The organism is Microcoleus sp. D2_18a_B4 (genome assembly GCF_036702475.1).
GTDB lineage: Bacteria > Cyanobacteriota > Cyanobacteriia > Cyanobacteriales > Microcoleaceae > Microcoleus.
The window spans coordinates 1-15,699 of the sequence record NZ_JAUBTL010000064.1 but is presented as its reverse complement, the minus strand read 5'-3'; the positions used below and the strand labels follow the sequence as shown (position 1 = coordinate 15,699).

15 protein-coding genes are annotated in these 15,699 nt (G+C 44.9%); 8 read left to right on the top strand and 7 right to left on the bottom strand.

Annotated features, from left to right (window positions below; genetic code table 11):
- Positions 1-108: 108 nt before the first annotated feature.
- The gene (locus QUB04_RS27140) at positions 109-843 is read left to right on the top strand and encodes an ABC transporter ATP-binding protein (protein WP_333289235.1); all 735 of its coding nucleotides are present in this window, start codon (positions 109-111) and stop codon (positions 841-843) included.
- Positions 844-939: 96 nt separating this feature from the next.
- On the opposite strand, the gene QUB04_RS27135 is transcribed toward QUB04_RS27140, so the two are convergent.
- Entirely contained in the window at positions 940-1,944 is a 1,005-nt protein-coding gene (locus QUB04_RS27135; RefSeq protein ID WP_333289234.1) for an ion transporter, read from the bottom strand.
- Between the two features lie 249 nt (positions 1,945-2,193).
- Between QUB04_RS27135 and QUB04_RS27130 the strand changes: the two genes are divergently transcribed.
- Both QUB04_RS27130 and QUB04_RS27125 read left to right on the top strand, forming a co-directional pair.
- On the top strand, positions 2,194-3,201 hold the full coding sequence (locus QUB04_RS27130) for a 2-hydroxyacid dehydrogenase (RefSeq protein ID WP_333289231.1): 1,008 nt from the start codon (positions 2,194-2,196) through the stop codon (positions 3,199-3,201).
- A 196-nt stretch (positions 3,202-3,397) separates the two neighbouring features.
- The gene (locus tag QUB04_RS27125) at positions 3,398-3,835 is read left to right on the top strand and encodes a CAAD domain-containing protein (RefSeq protein ID WP_333289229.1); all 438 of its coding nucleotides are present in this window, start codon (positions 3,398-3,400) and stop codon (positions 3,833-3,835) included.
- A 95-nt stretch (positions 3,836-3,930) separates the two neighbouring features.
- Here the strand turns inward: QUB04_RS27125 and QUB04_RS27120 are convergent, their stop codons facing one another.
- Positions 3,931-4,092, bottom strand: a complete 162-nt coding sequence (locus QUB04_RS27120; protein WP_333289227.1) for a hypothetical protein — start codon at positions 4,090-4,092, stop codon at positions 3,931-3,933.
- Positions 4,077-5,432 (bottom strand): 3-phosphoshikimate 1-carboxyvinyltransferase, encoded by a 1,356-nt coding sequence (aroA, locus tag QUB04_RS27115; RefSeq protein ID WP_333289225.1) that lies wholly within the window; start codon positions 5,430-5,432, stop codon positions 4,077-4,079. Before aroA ends, QUB04_RS27120 begins: the two co-directional genes overlap by 16 nt.
- Positions 5,433-5,859: 427 nt before the next feature.
- Here aroA and QUB04_RS27110 point away from each other — a divergent pair, with 427 nt between their 5' ends.
- The gene (locus QUB04_RS27110; protein WP_333289223.1) at positions 5,860-6,363 is read left to right on the top strand and encodes a hypothetical protein; all 504 of its coding nucleotides are present in this window, start codon (positions 5,860-5,862) and stop codon (positions 6,361-6,363) included.
- 47 nt (positions 6,364-6,410) lie between these two features.
- Here QUB04_RS27110 and QUB04_RS27105 read toward each other — a convergent pair whose 3' ends face one another.
- Both QUB04_RS27105 and QUB04_RS27100 read right to left on the bottom strand, forming a co-directional pair.
- Positions 6,411-6,563 (bottom strand): hypothetical protein, encoded by a 153-nt coding sequence (locus QUB04_RS27105; protein WP_333289221.1) that lies wholly within the window; start codon positions 6,561-6,563, stop codon positions 6,411-6,413.
- Between the two features lie 27 nt (positions 6,564-6,590).
- Positions 6,591-7,070 carry a hypothetical protein gene (locus QUB04_RS27100; RefSeq protein WP_333289220.1) on the bottom strand — a complete coding sequence of 160 codons (480 nt, stop codon included), beginning with the start codon at positions 7,068-7,070 and terminating at the stop codon, positions 6,591-6,593.
- 280 nt (positions 7,071-7,350) lie between these two features.
- On the opposite strand from QUB04_RS27100, the gene QUB04_RS27095 reads away from it, so the two are divergent.
- The 3 genes from QUB04_RS27095 to QUB04_RS27085 all read left to right on the top strand — a co-directional run bounded on the left by QUB04_RS27095 (position 7,351) and on the right by QUB04_RS27085 (position 9,758).
- Positions 7,351-8,028 carry a hypothetical protein gene (locus QUB04_RS27095; protein WP_333289218.1) on the top strand — a complete coding sequence of 226 codons (678 nt, stop codon included), beginning with the start codon at positions 7,351-7,353 and terminating at the stop codon, positions 8,026-8,028.
- 237 nt (positions 8,029-8,265) lie between these two features.
- A complete protein-coding gene (locus tag QUB04_RS27090; RefSeq protein WP_333289216.1) occupies positions 8,266-8,565 on the top strand; it encodes a putative quinol monooxygenase in 300 nt (99 codons plus the stop codon).
- A gap of 389 nt (positions 8,566-8,954) precedes the next feature.
- Positions 8,955-9,758, top strand: coding sequence for an MOSC domain-containing protein (locus tag QUB04_RS27085; RefSeq protein WP_333289214.1), 804 nt, complete (start codon positions 8,955-8,957; stop codon positions 9,756-9,758).
- A 113-nt stretch (positions 9,759-9,871) separates the two neighbouring features.
- Here QUB04_RS27085 and QUB04_RS27080 read toward each other — a convergent pair whose 3' ends face one another.
- Both QUB04_RS27080 and QUB04_RS27075 read right to left on the bottom strand, forming a co-directional pair.
- Positions 9,872-10,741 (bottom strand): calcium-binding protein, encoded by an 870-nt coding sequence (locus QUB04_RS27080; protein ID WP_333289212.1) that lies wholly within the window; start codon positions 10,739-10,741, stop codon positions 9,872-9,874.
- Between the two features lie 75 nt (positions 10,742-10,816).
- Positions 10,817-12,490 (bottom strand): methyltransferase domain-containing protein, encoded by a 1,674-nt coding sequence (locus QUB04_RS27075; protein ID WP_333289210.1) that lies wholly within the window; start codon positions 12,488-12,490, stop codon positions 10,817-10,819.
- 369 nt (positions 12,491-12,859) lie between these two features.
- Here QUB04_RS27075 and QUB04_RS27070 point away from each other — a divergent pair.
- On the top strand, positions 12,860-15,699 hold a 2,840-nt coding region (locus QUB04_RS27070; protein WP_333289208.1), incomplete at its 3' end, for a glycosyltransferase.

Sequence of the window (15,699 nt, the reverse complement as noted above, 5' to 3'; positions counted from 1 at the left end):
ATTGATTAATTCATTCCTCTACCTTTTGCCTTCTCCCTTCCCCTCTCTGCGCCCTCTGCGCTCTCTGCGGTTAAACACTCTTAATCCTAAAATAGAGGAAAATAAAACTTGAGTAGACTAAAATCCGTGCCAACAATCGAAGTAGAAAACTTAGTATTTGGCTATCCAGATCAAAAGCCAGTATTGCGGGGAATTTCTTTTAGTTTGCAACCGGGAGAAAGAGTTGCTCTACTCGGCCTGACAGGTGCTGGTAAAAGCACTTTGCTCGAAAACTTGATCGGATTAAAAATGCCTCAAGCGGGCGAGATTAGAGTGCAGGGAAAAAAGTTGGAAGAGGCGACGTTATCGCAGGCGCGCAGGCAGATTGGATTTTGCTTTCAAGATGCTAACGATCAGCTATTTATGCCGACTATTTTAGAGGATGTCATGTTCGGGCCGCGCAATTACGGAGTGCCGCCGGGAGTGGCGCGCGATCGAGCTTTATCACTATTAGACGAATTTGGTTTAGTAGAATTTGCCAACCGTTCGGCCCACGAACTTTCAGGAGGTCAAAGAAGGTTAGCAGCCTTGGCAGCAATTTTAGCATTAGAGCCGGCAATTTTAATCTTAGATGAGCCGACCAACGGACTAGATCCCTCGTGGCGGCGTCACTTGGCTAAGGTTTTGTCCCAATTGCCGATCGAGGTAATTTTGATCGCTTCTCATAATTTGAATTGGATCGGGAAAACGACTCAAAGGGCGTTAGTTTTGGCGGATGGTGAGATTAAAATTGACAGAAAAACCCACGATTTGCTGGCAGATACATCCACTCTCGAATATTACAATTTGCCCCCAGATTGGTAAGTAGCCATTGGTCATTAGTCATTACATAAAGCAGTGATAACTAACCACAAGCGATGGTAACGATTGGGTGGAATTCCAGGCAATATATATCTGTAATTAAAGCTCGAATTGGCGGACGGCTTCATTGTAGAGATGAATAGCTAAATCGCAAATAATTTGTTCATTTTGAAAATCACTTCCTAACTTCTGTTTCGCCGTTTGAACACACATTTTCATCAACTCGGAAGAACTTTCGATGTGAAGTGCGATCGCCCTTTGCTTTTCTTCAAACCCAACCTCGATTTCCGCCAGCCTTTTGACCGATTGACAATTCGCAGATTGCTCTAAATTTGCCGCCATTCTTTCCTGCTTTCTCCTTTGCACTTCCTCGGAAAAACCCGCAGCAATGAGCCCCGCAGGTAACGCAAAAATTCCGATTCCCAAAAATGCTAATATTGCTCCTAACAATTTTCCTAAAGGAGTGATTGGATAAATATCACCGTAACCGACAGTAGTTAAGGTCACAACTCCCCACCACATTGCATCGGGGATGCTGGCAAAAGTTTCGGGATGCGCCTCATTTTCAACAAAATACATGACGCTAGAGGCAAATATTAACAGAATAAAAACTGCAAACGCAGTGGCAATTAACTCCTCTTTTTTATCGTACAATACTGCTCCCAGAGTTCGGAGTGACTCAGAATAACGGCTCATTTTTAGCAAGCGCAACAAGCGCAAAACCCGAATTAAATTAACAAAGTTAAAACTAGGAAATAACAGCAAGAAGTAAAAAGGTAAGATGGAAATTAAATCTATCAAACTTAGCGGTGTCAGAGCATATCTCAATCTTCCCCAAAGCGGGTGGCTGTATCTGCGATCGACTGTAGACACCCATAGCCTCAAAATATATTCTATTGTAAATACTAAGGAGGAAACAATTTCGATATTTGCCAAAAGCGATGTGTGTTCGGGCGACAATGTGGGCGAAGTAGAAGCAATAAAAGCTGCGACGTTGATCAGACTTAAACAAGTTATGAAAACATCATCTGCTAAACTGTATAAATTGCTTGAGTCTGAGGTTTCTAAAATTTCATAAATTATAGTTTTGATTTGTTTACGCATCTGAGTTTCTCCTAAAAATTTAGCAATTAACGCTCGCGCTTTACTACAGTCTAAGCAATTAGATTCAAAAAATTAAGCAGGAGTTGCCCTCAAGCTCAAAAAATGGTTTCTTGAGAGAGGCTCTTGTTACGAAATTCAATATTTCTCATGGAAAGTGGGTTGTTTGGGCAGGGGCAACGGCGTTCTAGTAAAATTTAGAGTTGATCGGGAAAGAATTTCCCACTATTACTGGGTTTGCAGGCAAAAATCATGAAGGTAGCCGTATTCAGCACCAAATCCTACGATCGCACATTTCTGGAAGCAGCGAATGTCGGCGGCAAACACGATTTAGTTTTTTTTGAACCGCGTCTGAACCTGGAAACCAGCGTTTTGGCTGCTGGATTTCCGGCAGTCTGCGCGTTCGTGAACGACTCCTTGGACGCGAAAACGCTGCTTAGCATTGCCGAAAAAGGCGTCCGCTTGCTGGCCCTGAGATCGGCCGGATTCAATCACGTCGATTTAGCAGCAGCCAAGGATTTAGATCTAACTCTCCTGCGAGTTCCTGCTTATTCTCCGTACGCAGTGGCCGAACACGCAGTCGCTCTAATTTTGTCCCTCAACCGCAAAATCCACCGGGCCTACAACCGCGTCCGCGAAGGCAATTTCGCCCTAGATGGCTTGTTGGGTTTTGACCTCCACGGCAAAACGGTGGGAATCGTCGGAACAGGCAGAATTGGCGCAATTACTGCCCAAATTCTGCACGGATTCGGGTGTCGCCTGCTGGGATACGATGTTTCCCAAAACCCAGATTGCCTCGCCCTAGGCATGGAATACGTCGCACTCCCGGAACTGTTCGCCACCTCTGATATTGTCAGCCTCCACTGTCCGCTGATACCGGAAACTTACCATTTAATCGGTGCAGAGGCGATCGAGCAAATGAAACCGGGAATGATGCTGATCAATACCAGCCGCGGTCAGTTGATTGACACTAAAGCTGTTACCAAAGCACTGAAATCTGGTATAATTGGCTACCTCGGCTTAGATGTTTACGAACAAGAGACGGATCTGTTTTTTGAGGATTTGTCAAATCAGGTCATTCAAGACGACGTTTTTCAGCGTTTGCTGACTTTCCCCAACGTCCTGATTACCGGACATCAAGCTTTCTTCACCGAGGAAGCTTTGAAAAATATCGCCGAAACCACGATCGGCAATATCACCGACTTTGAACAAGGACGCCCTTGCCCGAATCAAATCGACCTCGCTCAAGTGAAAAAATGAGTCAAAAGAGCGATTTGGCAACGAAGGCAATTGTTTAAAATCAAGTCATATCGTTATTTTTGCTTGCAATTTGTGAAACTCTGCCTTAGTCTCATCAATTAGTCCCTGCAGCGCGGATGCTGTGCTAATTGCCGGAGAATTATACTGGCAGCAATTCACAGCCTGCAATTTTACCTGACAACGGAGGAAGTATTCAATGACACAAGCTAACTTTTCGGACGAGACACAAACAGTCACTGAAATCGTCACAGTAGATCTGGTGGAGGACAAACCGGGGGTCATGACTACAGTGACAACCACAGAAACAACGGCCAGCCAGTTCCAAGATATTAAAGACCAAGTTATTACAATTTTGTCGGAACTTCCAGCCTATCTATCCAATTTTTTTGCTGACTACCAAAAGCCCCTCATAACTATTGGTTTAATTCTGGCAGGCGGTATTAGTATTAAGGTAATGCTGGGAGTTTTAGGTGCTCTTAATGATGTCCCTTTGGTAGCTCCAGTTTTTGAGTTGATTGGCATGGGATATACGGGTTGGTTTGTTTACCGCTATCTGCTCAAGGCTTCCGATCGCCAAGAGTTGTTAACGGAAATTGATTCTTTAAAAGAACAAGTTGTAGGTAAAGATTCTTAGAGGAAGTCATTAGTCATTAGTCATTGGTCATTAGTCATTAGTCATTAGTCCTTGGTCCTTGGTCATTAGTTAGTGGTTATTTGTTATTTGTAAGGCTATAGCCATAACCGATAACAACTAACCAGCAACCCATGCCCAATGCCCAATGCCCAATGCCCAATGCCCAATGCCCAATGCCCAATGCCCTGTTTGGCCAATGCCCAATGCCCAATGCCCAATGCCCAATGCCCAATGCCCAATCTTAATTTGGATGGCAAACTTGTTGTAAAGTGGCGGTAAAGTCGGGGTAGGAAATGGCAGCAGCTTCTGCTCGGTGAATGTTAGTAATACCTGTGGCGTTGAGGGCTGCGATCGCCAAACTCATCGCTATTCTGTGGTCGGTGTAGCTGTCAACATCCGCGCCGGTCAAAGGAGTTCCCCCGGTAATTTCTAAACCGTCGGGTAACTCGGAAATGTGGGCTCCCATGCGGTTAAGTTCGGCAGCAGTCACGGCCAGTCGATCGCTCTCTTTGACTCGCAACTCGGCCGCATCTCGAATTATTGTAGTACCGGACGCAAAGATCGCCGCTACGGCCAAAATCGGGATTTCGTCAATCAGCCGGGGAATTAAGTCGCCCGCAATGGTGCATCCCCGCAATTGGCCGGAACTGCGAACCAAAATATCCGCTACCGGTTCCCCAGCCGCCTCTCGCTGATTTTGCAGTTCAATATCGGCGCCCATCATTTCCAAAGCTTCCAAAATGCCTGTACGAGTTGGGTTGACGCCGACATTTTCGACTACGAGCTCCGAACCCGGGACGATCGCCCCAGCAACTAGCCAAAATGCCGCCGAACTAATATCCCCCGGTACAATCACATTCTGCCCTTGCAGTTGTGTCGGCCCAGTGACTGTCACGCTGCAAGTTTCTGGATCGACGCTCAATTGGGCTCCAAACGCTCGCAGCATCCGCTCGCTGTGATCCCGCGACAGAGCGGGTTCTGTGACTGTAGTTTCTCCGCTGGCCATCAAACCGGCGAGCAAAATGCAAGATTTAACTTGAGCCGAGGCGATCGGAGAATGGTAGTGAATCGATTTTAACTGCTGTCCGAGTATCCCTAAAGGAGCTAAAGAATTACTTTTTCGGCCCCAAATTTGCGCTCCCATTTGTTGCAGCGGTTTAATGACGCGCGACATGGGGCGCGATCGCAAAGAACTGTCACCCGTTACCGCAAAAAAACGCCCCGGATGAGAGGCTAAAATTCCCAACATCAGCCGCATCGTCGTGCCGGAATTACCCGCATCCAAGACTTCCACAGGCTCCTCTAACTCGCCAATTCCGACGCCCCGGACTGTCACCCGTTCCGCGTTGAGTTCAGAAACTTTGGCTCCCAGGAGCGAGAAACATTTAGCCGTGCTGCGGGGGTCTTCTCCTAGGAGTAGTCCCTCAATAGTAGTTTCACCTTGGGCGATCGCACCCAACATCAAAGCTCGGTGAGAAATCGACTTATCGCCGGGAACTCGAATCCTCCCCACCAGCGACAAGCCCGAGGCCGGTTTTTGAATGCTTAAAGTTTGAGTTTTGTCAAGAAGCGTAGTAGTTATAATGTCAGCTTGCATTGAGATAAACTAGGATTAGATGGCGTTAGCTATCCTACCTTTTTCTCAGTCCTAAGTTAGTCGTCTTTTGTACGGCGTGCGGGTTTTTTCCCAATGTGTCCGGTTAACTTAAAGGCTGATTAAACTCGCCCGGAGACTCCGCTGTCAGTTCTCGATGACACGGGAGTGCGGACGCAACGGCACGGATTTCACATTAATTTCACAAATATTATCCGTGTATCTGCTTAGATTTCATCTCCTGCTCTCAGTTATCGACCCGATGATTGAAGTTTGACTGAACAATTTTAGATTTTCGATTGCGAGTTTTAGATTTTTCATTTTGTTAAGCAAAAGCTCCGGAATTTGGAACCCAGCCCATCTAAAATCTAAAGTCTCAAATCTCAAATCTCAAACCGCCCGATCCACCACAACTCCTAAACTTTTATTTATGCTGACCCATCACCGCAAGCCTGTAAGTTTATCGCTGGTATCCACAGATTTACCTTTGTGGTCAGTCGTTGAAACCGCTGCTACGGTTTATCAAAAAGACCAGGAGCGCTTTCACTTGTTGTTGCACGAACCAGCAATAATCGATCGCGAATTTTCCGAGGGTTCCAACGAATCTGCCGAGCAAGTTACAATCTTACCCCCAACTACAAAACCCCGGTTGCTCTGGCTAGAAGTTTCGCCCTATCGAGTCATTATGACGATGCAAGGAAACGGCAAATACAGTTACCGCCACTGCTGGGAACGAGGAATGTACGGCCTGAGCCGTTATTGGCTTCAGGGTGAATCCTTGGCGACTCCCGAACAGTTGCGACTCCGCAACTTCACTCGCAACTTGACGCTGACAGGAAAGCCGGAACCGGATCACTTGCAGTTAGAATACGAGTTGTGGTCAGAGAAAGTGCAACTCGGTCGCTATATTTTGAATCTAGAAATTCATCACTAAATTGGGTAATGGGGAATTAGTAGATGCTATAGCCTTTCTCAGGTAAATTAGGTGTTCCTGGGCATCGGGCATCGGGCATCGGGCATCGGGCATCGGGCATCGGCGCTTCCTTTTCTTTCTCCGAATTCTATAGCGCGTACCTCACTTCCTTGAATACCGCTATAGATGAAGGGGATGCCTTCCTCAAACTCAAAACTCACGCATTCAAAACTCAAAACTCTTAGCCTTTAGCGATCGCCCTTACAATAATTAATCAGTTTGCTAGTCAAAGCGTCTTGATTTGCGGCTGCTTGATTCGCCTGTTGGCCGGCTCTAATAATATCTGCTTGAGCTGTTTCGATTTGCTCTCGACCTTCTATACTTGTAGAAGCGAGATTGCCAGCCTGAAGACTTTTGCTTATGTCGCCTAGTGCTTGACTAATTTCCTGGAAGGATTTAACCGATGGCTTTTGAATTTCTTTGAGGGTTGAATCTGTTATTCGCAGATCCTCAAGTTCATTCGCTATCAGGTTCAAATTTTTAGCTAAGTTGTCGGTAGTTGCAGCATCGTTGCTGTCTTTATCAACATCAATGAGAGCGTTGCCTTTGTTGACAATTTCAGTAAATTTAGTACACTGGACAGTTCGACTCTCGCTGCAACTAACCGTCAGCGTACAGCAAGCAACAACTATCAGCAGGATGGCAATCTGTTTGCGAAAAAAGTACATGAACCCTCGGTTGCAAAAAAAGTAGATTCTGGGATTTTATAGTAGAGTGCGTCACTCGATTTTCGATTTTCGATTTTCGATTTTCGATTTACTTGCGACATTGAATCAAAGGAGCTGGAACTTTGGTCTAAAATTAGGGATTGTCCACAAGGCGAGTGTACGCGGCACAGTATCCGTTTTTGGGTGTGTCAGCGGGTAGCTCGATATATCGACTGTCGAAAAACTTTCGCGGCCTTCAGACACGCTCTACTAAGCTAAACTACGTACCTGTTTAGGAACTATGGTCAAAAACAGCAATAACCTAAAGAAGGGAAGCATTTGGGGATATCTTACCCTGCTTTTGCCTATTTCCTTGACGGCGGTTGCCAGTTTCGAGTCGGGAAGGATGTTTTGGGCGATCGCCACCACAGCGGGCATTGCTTGGGCTTACAAGCTCTACCAGCAGCAACAAAAACACAAACTCGCTCATTTAGACTCGGTTTTCTATAAGTTGATCAAGGAAAATCAAGGGCGAGTTACGGCTTTGGATTTGGCGATGAATGCGAAACTCCCCGGAGAAAAGGTTCAAGAGTATCTCGACGAACGAGCCTCTGAGTTTGCCGCAGATTTTGAGGTGACGGAACAAGGCGGAATTTTGTATTATTTTCAAATAGCTCCAACTGTCAATCAAAGCGAAACAGCTAATGCGGCAATAGCTGTTCAAGAGCCTCCCACAAATCGGGAAAAAACACAAGAGAAAAAACCAAATTTATTCCCCATTGCTCAAACCAAGACTCCTCAAAAGCCCAAAATCTCTTTTACCCAGACGGAACTCTCTCGCAGGTTCAAAGTTCACGCAAGTACGATCGGCAAGTGGAAACTTAAGCCGGAGTTTGCTCAGTGGAGCCGCGAAAAAGACCCGGAGGATCTCGCCTGGGAATATTCTACAGAAAACAAGCGATTTTATCCCAAAGATTGAGTTCCTTCGGTATTTACCAAAATATCTCAAGAAACCCGGTTTCTACGACGCTCTGCGGTTGCTAACGAAGAATTTGGCAAGAAACCGGGTTTCTGAGAGTTGAGCGCGTCCAGGACTGATTTTACTGCGATTGACCGCTCGATCTCTTTAGGTTATTTTAAGTAAGATCGTCTTTTGCTGAGTTTGCCAAGTAAAAATCGGTAAGTTCGATCGTCCTATCTGTGACTTTTTTCTCCTATGTCCAAAACAACCTTGCGAGTAGTCGCCCGCCTCGCTGCCTTTCCCGACAAAGTAGCAGAACTTAAATCTCTGCTGCTGAGCATTATGGAACCCACTCGCAAAGAAAAAGGCTGCATCAAATACGAACTCCTGCAAAATCAAGCCGATCCCACAGATTTTACGTTTGTTGAAGAGTGGGAAAGTGCAGCTTTGCTCGAACTACATCTCGCTTCAACTCACATTCAAGACGCCGTGCAGAAATTAGACGGTTTGGCCGTTGGGCCTCCAGATATCCGCCGCTATGAATTGCTAGCTTAATCGGGTTTTTATAGCAATTTGATTAAGGTTTTTGAATGAGCTTCGATTCCCCCAAAGTTTGCGGGGCAGCACGCGGCGCACCCTACATATATAGGTTCTGCATAAGTCCAATTCTACTCACATCTTGCACTATTCTCGCTGAACAGGCAAGATGCCTGTTCCACACAGAGTAGATTTTCTTGTGGAACAGGCATCTTGCCTGTTCAAAAAAGGATTTAGGTTCTGCATAAGTCCAATTCTACTCACATCTTGCACTATTCTCGCTGAACAGGCAAGATGCCTGTTCCCCAAAGAGTAGATTTTTTTGTGGAACAGGCATCTTGCCTGTTCAAAAAAGGATTATTGACAATGGTGCAAGATATTAAATTTTACTAACTTCGGAAAAATTTATGACATTAGCAACAATAAAACAGTTATTTATTTATCCAATTAAAGGGCTAACGCCACAAGAAATGTCGGAGTTTGCTTTAACAGCAGGACATGGAATTAAGGGCGATCGAGCTTTTGCCTTAATGTTTGCAGATAATCTTGAAGCTGCAAACATTAAGGCAGACAAAGTGCCTTGGATGAGCAAAAAAAATTTTGCTGTCCAAAACGATTGGCCTTTGTTAGCAGCTTTGGAATGTGATTATCAACCGGAAACGGCCGTTTTAACAGTCAAGCGTGAAGGAGTTGCAGTGTTATCCGCCGAAACGAACACAGCAGCGGGGCGCGATCGCATCGGCAGTTTTTTCACAGAATATTTGGCAGCAATTGAACCAACAAAAGAAGCGAGACACCCGCAGTTTGCACCTTTGCAATTAGTCGGCGACACCAGCGGCGAAACTCGTTATCCCGATCGAGAACCCGTACACATTTCTTTACTCAGTCAAGCCACATTAGACGAATTAACAGAAATCGCTGTTCAAAACATTGACGTGGGCCGATTTCGCCCGAACATTGTGCTAGACGGCATGGCCGCTTGGTCTGAATTTGAGTTGATCGGAAAACAGTTTCAATTAGGGACGGCGCTCATAGAAGTTACAGCACGAATCGGTCGCTGTGTCAATATAGAAGTGAATCCAGAAACAGGCGATAGAGATATTTCCCTACTCAGTTTACTCCAAAAGGAATTCGGTCACGCACAAACTGGAGTTTTAGCCAAAATTATCAACAGCGGCACCGTTAAAATCGGCGATGTTTTGCATCCCTAGAATAATTAGTTGATGCGTTGTTATATATCCGAAGCCTTTAGAGGCCTGCCCGATTCCACAATCCGAACCAACAGCAGACAATATTAACACAAAACCCGCAGCAACCCAGCGACTCATCCTGCTTCCGGCACTCTCACCTTATTACCAATCAAATTCAGAAAACTCGCTCCAAAATGTTGAATTTCCAAAAAATTAGCATAAGCAGGAGTTGACTTGTAAACTCTAAAAGTCCGCATAATTCCTAAAGTCGCCGCGCTTTCCAGCGGGCCGATAAAGCTAGTATCCCTATCCAAAAAATGAGACTGCTTAGCCCAGTGTGCCATCTGTTCCGCATTCAAAAAGTAGCAGCCGGAATGAGGATTCAACGCCCGCTCAAAAGCGATTGTTTGTTCCATAATCTTTCCCTTTAACTGCCGCTGCTCCTCTACATTTTGAAACGCAGAAGTCGCTGAGTCTGCTAAATCACCATCAACATATGCTTTAAAAACCGCGCCTTTAGGCGCTATTTCATAGCGATTAGGTTGCAGCAAATTCCCATTTCCTCCGTGATGCGTAAACCACTTTAATTTACTAAAAAACCACGGATCATGCAGAACTAAATCATCTTCCAAATAACAAAAATAATCGTATTTGTTAAGACACGCTCGCAAAACTGCTTGACACTCAAACCCCAACAGCAGCGGCTCGCATTTGGTAGCGTGGTGCATAAAACATCTGGGCTGCACTGGCAGTTGAGGCAACAGATGATAACCTTGAGTAGTGCAAACAACAATGTCAATTTCGTGCTGTTGAGATTGATTGGCTGGGATAGTTGCACATTCGCTAATGTCAATCATGGACTGAGATTTGCCGTACAAAGCTTGCAGCGATGTCACGCAAGCGGTTAAAGCATTTAATCGTGGTTGCGGATCATTTCGCTGGGAAGCGTGTTTCCCGTCGCCGCTGGGATTGTAAAAGTGAGCAATAGTGAATAGAATTCGCATTGGTGTGGAGTAACAATTAGAAATTAAACAATAAAACAGAACGATCGCACAATAACCCTATAAATCTTACCGCACTTAGTCACCAAATAACTCCGGCAGGCGATCGCGCAACTCAGCATTTAAACGTGGCAACTCGTCGCGCATCTGTAAGTACCAATCTCGGCGCTGCCGGTAGTGCCCGCACAGTAAGCGGTTGTCCCGCACCCATTCGTAAGCATTCGCGGCTATTTTCCGGCGCCGAGAAGTGTCAGAAATCAGCGAATTTAGTTTGGTTTCAAACTCTTTTTCATATCTATAAATCAATCCTGTTTCACCTTCGACAATTGAATGTTCGTACACAGTGGGACTTGCCAGCACCGCTACTCCCCGCGCTGCACATTCAATAAATTTTAAGTCGGATTTCATTTCGTTAACCGGGTTGGAAACGAGTGGCAGCAAAGCTATATCACAACTGTACATAATTTCTTGATACCGTTCGTAACTGCAAAAGGGTTCAAATTCTTTTGGCTGTATTTTTAATGATTCAAAAAATCGGCGGTCGTGGATTACTTTAACTCGAATCCGGTGCTTGTGTGCGAGTAAAACTCGATTGAGTGCTGCCATAATCGGCTGCCAATCTTTTTCGCGGTTGAGCGCACCAAAAAAGATGGTGACTGTATCTTCTGTCGGATAAATTCGCGGCGGAGGTAGATAAGCTAATTGATTGGGAAATACAGTAACATTAGGATTGTAAGACCGCAAAATTTTTGCTAGCGGTTCCGTAGAAGTTTGAACGCAGTGACAGCCGCGATAGCTGAGGTAATTATTGTCGGCGTATTCGCGGCGACGGATGGGATTATCGTCAATTTCAGCTACTATTAAATAGCCTTGTTTAAGCAGTTCTTTGAGTTGGGGAATATAGCCTGGATATTGCATGATTGTCCGCTGCCAGATGAAGACTTTTTCTTCTCCCAGCAGCGGCGGAATTAACTCTGCTGTTTTCACGCCGGATACGGTGCGGACACCGGGAATTGTAGCGCTAAATTTGTCCGGTTCCAAAACTCGCACGCGATCGCACCCTGTAGGAGCCATAATGATAGTCTGAATCAGCAGTCTGCGCGCAGGTACGGTGGATTTGGTCGATCGCACGATATAATATTCAGCACCGGTTTCCGTAGCAAAACTGCTCGATGTGAGCTCTAAAGCCTGTACCATTGGATGCAGCAATTGCTGAAACTGGACAAAATTTTCGGTTTTGTGTCCCTTCCCTTGAAATTCATAAACCTGCAATCCGGCTTGAGCAAATAGTGATTTAATACTTTCTAGGGTAAACCAGTGCTGCATCTTGTTGTCGGGATTCTCCCACTGTCCCCGCAACAGATTGACAATCCGCCGCCAGTATTGAACATTAGGGATTCTGGCGAGAATTTGCCCCTCTGGATTCAGCAACGCACTGTACTGCTTGAGCACTTCCCAAGGGTTTTTGAGATAGGGTAGCAAGTCGCCAAAAACCAAACAATCGACGGTTCCTGGGGCGATGTCGAGACTTTCGAGGGCAATTTCTTCAATATCGGCTACCGTCACCCAGTTTAGCCGATCGACTGCAATTTTAGCTTTTTCTCGATCGCATTCAATGCCAATATACTGACAATGGGGATTGATCAGTTTGTACTGTTCGCCCGTCGAACCCGTACCGCAACCAATTTCAACAATGACTTTAGCATCCGGCGGGAGCAGCTTCAAGAGGTCGTGGTTGACGCGATCGATCACTTTCTCTAAAATTCCTGATTAGTTTATCGTAAAATAAAACAGAGCCACCCATGCCGACAGACAACCAGCCGAAGGTTAGCATTGCGATGCCAGTATACAATGGCGATCGGCACATTTGTCAAGCACCAATTTTTCGGTTGCCAACTCTTTCTCTTCCCTCTCTTCTCTTCCTCTGCGTTCTCTGCGCCCTCTGCGGTTCATTTAATCTTATTCACCCATCCTACAAGGATTGCTATATCTTAGCAAATATTGAGCAAAATTATAATTTTTTCTCAACCCCTACCCTCATTGAGCGCGACTGAGGATCTCAATTAATTCGGCTTTTTCCCCAAAAATAAACCCAACAATTTGCTGAATACATTATAAACTATGAACCAAAATCTAGGAATGAACATCGCCGGCTACATCAGCGGCGAATTTGGCATAGGAGAAGGTGTCAGAGCCAACATCAGAGCCGCAGAAGCCGCCAACATTCCCTTCGTTATCAACAATTTTACCCGCAGTCCCCACCGCAAGAAAGACACCACCTATCAAAATTTTAGCCAAGATAATCCCCATCCCGTAAACTTAATTCAAGTCAACGCCGATGAAGTTGCAACCTTTATTAAACATACAGGTTCCAGCTATTTTAAAAACAAATACAATATCGGCTTTTGGGCCTGGGAACTTCCCGCATTTCCCCCTGAATGGCAGCCAGCCTTTAATCACTTTCACGAAATATGGACTTATAGTAACTATTGCGCCGAGGCAATTTCCGCAGTCTCGCCAATTCCCGTTATCAAAATCATGCCCAGTATTGCTCTTCCCGCACCTTCCCTGAAAAGAGAAGCACTGAATTTACCTAAAGATAAATTTATTTTCTTGTTTGCCTTCGACTTTTCTAGCCGCATTGAGCGCAAAAATACTTTAGCAACAATTCAAGCCTTTAAACAAGCTTTTGGGCAAGATAACAGCGTATTATTGGTCATCAAATCTTCTAATTCCAACAAATTTTCAGCGGCGCAAGCATCCTTAAACTCAGCCATAGCAAATAATTCAAATATCAAACATCTAGACGGCTATTTGTCTAAACATAAAATTAACGGCTTGCTCTATAATTGCGACTGTTATGTATCCCTGCACCGCGGCGAAGGATTTGGCTTAACAATGGCTGAAGCCATGTTTTATGGCAAACCCGTAATTGCCACGGGCTATTCATCAAATACAGAATTTATGAATGTCGGCAACAGCTATTTAGTCAAGTATAAGTTAATCCCAATTGAGAAAGATTGCGGGCCTTACAAAAAAGGCAATGTTTGGGCCGAAGCGGATGTGGAACACGCTGCTGATTTAATGCGGTACGTCTTTAACAATTACCGGGAAGCTCAACAAATAGGAGCGATAGCTGCTGAGGAAATTAAGACTTTACTCAACCCGCAAGTTACAGGGAATAAAATTAGAAAACGTCTCGAATATATGGCCGAGATTACCGATAACTTTCAAAGCATACCTCTTTCAGGAACAGCAAAAGCGAACTCTGCCAAAATTAGGGCTAACTTGCCACCATCACAGCAACAAAGTCCATCAAAAGCAGAACTGCAAAACGAGCAGCCGAAGGTTAGCATCTGCATTCCGACATACAACGGAGAAGCATTTATTGGGGAAGCAATTCAAAGTGCTTTGGCTCAAACATACCCTAACATAGAACTGATTATATCCGACGATGGCTCCACAGACCGCACAATTGCGATCGCCCAATCATTCCAATCACAAACCTCAGTCGATTTCCGGATCATACTGCACCGCAACTACGGCTTATCACAAAACTGGAATTTTTGCCTATCCCAAGCAACAGGTCAATACATTAAATTTCTGTTTCAAGACGACTTGCTCGCACCAGAATGTATTGAAAAAATGGTCGCACTCGCCCAACAAAATCCCGAAATAGGTATGGTTTTCTCCCCGCGAGGCATCACCATAGCTGAAGATGAATCTAACCCGATTTTGCGGATAGCTTCCCAATCAATTAAAGATTTGCATAAAAGTTGGTCTAATTTAAAATCTGTTCAGCCCGGAAAAGAATTACTGGCAGATACTAAGTGCTTGAGCAACCCCATCAACAAAATTGGCGAACCGAGTACCGTCTTAATTGCCGCGCGAGTCTTTGAAGAAATAGGATTATTTGATTCGGGATTATCTCAGTATGTAGACTTAGATATGTGGTGGCGAATCATGGGGAACTATCACATCGGATTTGTAGACGAAAAACTGTCCTCACTGCGGATTCATCCCGAACAACAAACTTGGAAAAACTTCGCGGCTGGGGAAAATCATAAGGATGTAGTAAGATTTTACAAAAAACTACTCAATAGTCCTGATTACAGTTTCCTGAATCAACAAATCAAACAGCAAATCCGCCAAAAGCTGGCATTGAGAACCCAGCCGAGTTTATCGGAATTGTCAGCAATGCTTGATCAATACAAGAAATTCCCCTCAAAACAGCCTCTTCTCGCGCTGCGCCCCTACCGCCAACAGCTAGCTGAATATTGGCTGAATTTGCCAGCGGAAAAATTAGAAACTGCTTACTCGAAAGACATGGGGAAAGCTCATAAATTGCTACTACATAGCGGTCTCAAACATGAAACTTTAACTGACGAAGAACAAAGTTTTGTCCAGGAGTTATCCTCGAAACTTGCTGAAGGAGGGGAAATTGCCGAGAAGATGCAATATCTCCTCGCAGTGATGCTGTACAGCGACGCTTATCAGTTGCCGCTTGAGTATAACAATGCAGCGATTCCCCAGTGGTTTTTTGACGACTTTCTGAAATTCCTATTTCAGTCGCCGAATTATTTTCAAAGGAGATGTGGCATTGTCAAGAACGGGCAAGATGCCCGTTCCACAAGAGATGAATTTTCTGGTGGAACAGGCATCTTGCCTGTTAGTTCCACACAAGATGAATTATCTAGTGGAACAGGCATCTTGCCTGTTAGTTCCACAACAGATGAATTTTCTAGTGGAACAGGCATCTTGCCTGTTAGTTCCACAACAGATGAATTTTCTAGTGGAACAGGCATCTTGCCTGTTAGTTCCACAACAGATGAATTTTCTAGTGGAACAGGCATCTTGCCTGTTAGTTCCACAACAGATGAATTTTCTAGTGGAACAGGCATCTTGCCTGTTAGTTCCACAACAGATGAATTTTCTAGTGGAACAGGCATCTTGCCTGTTAG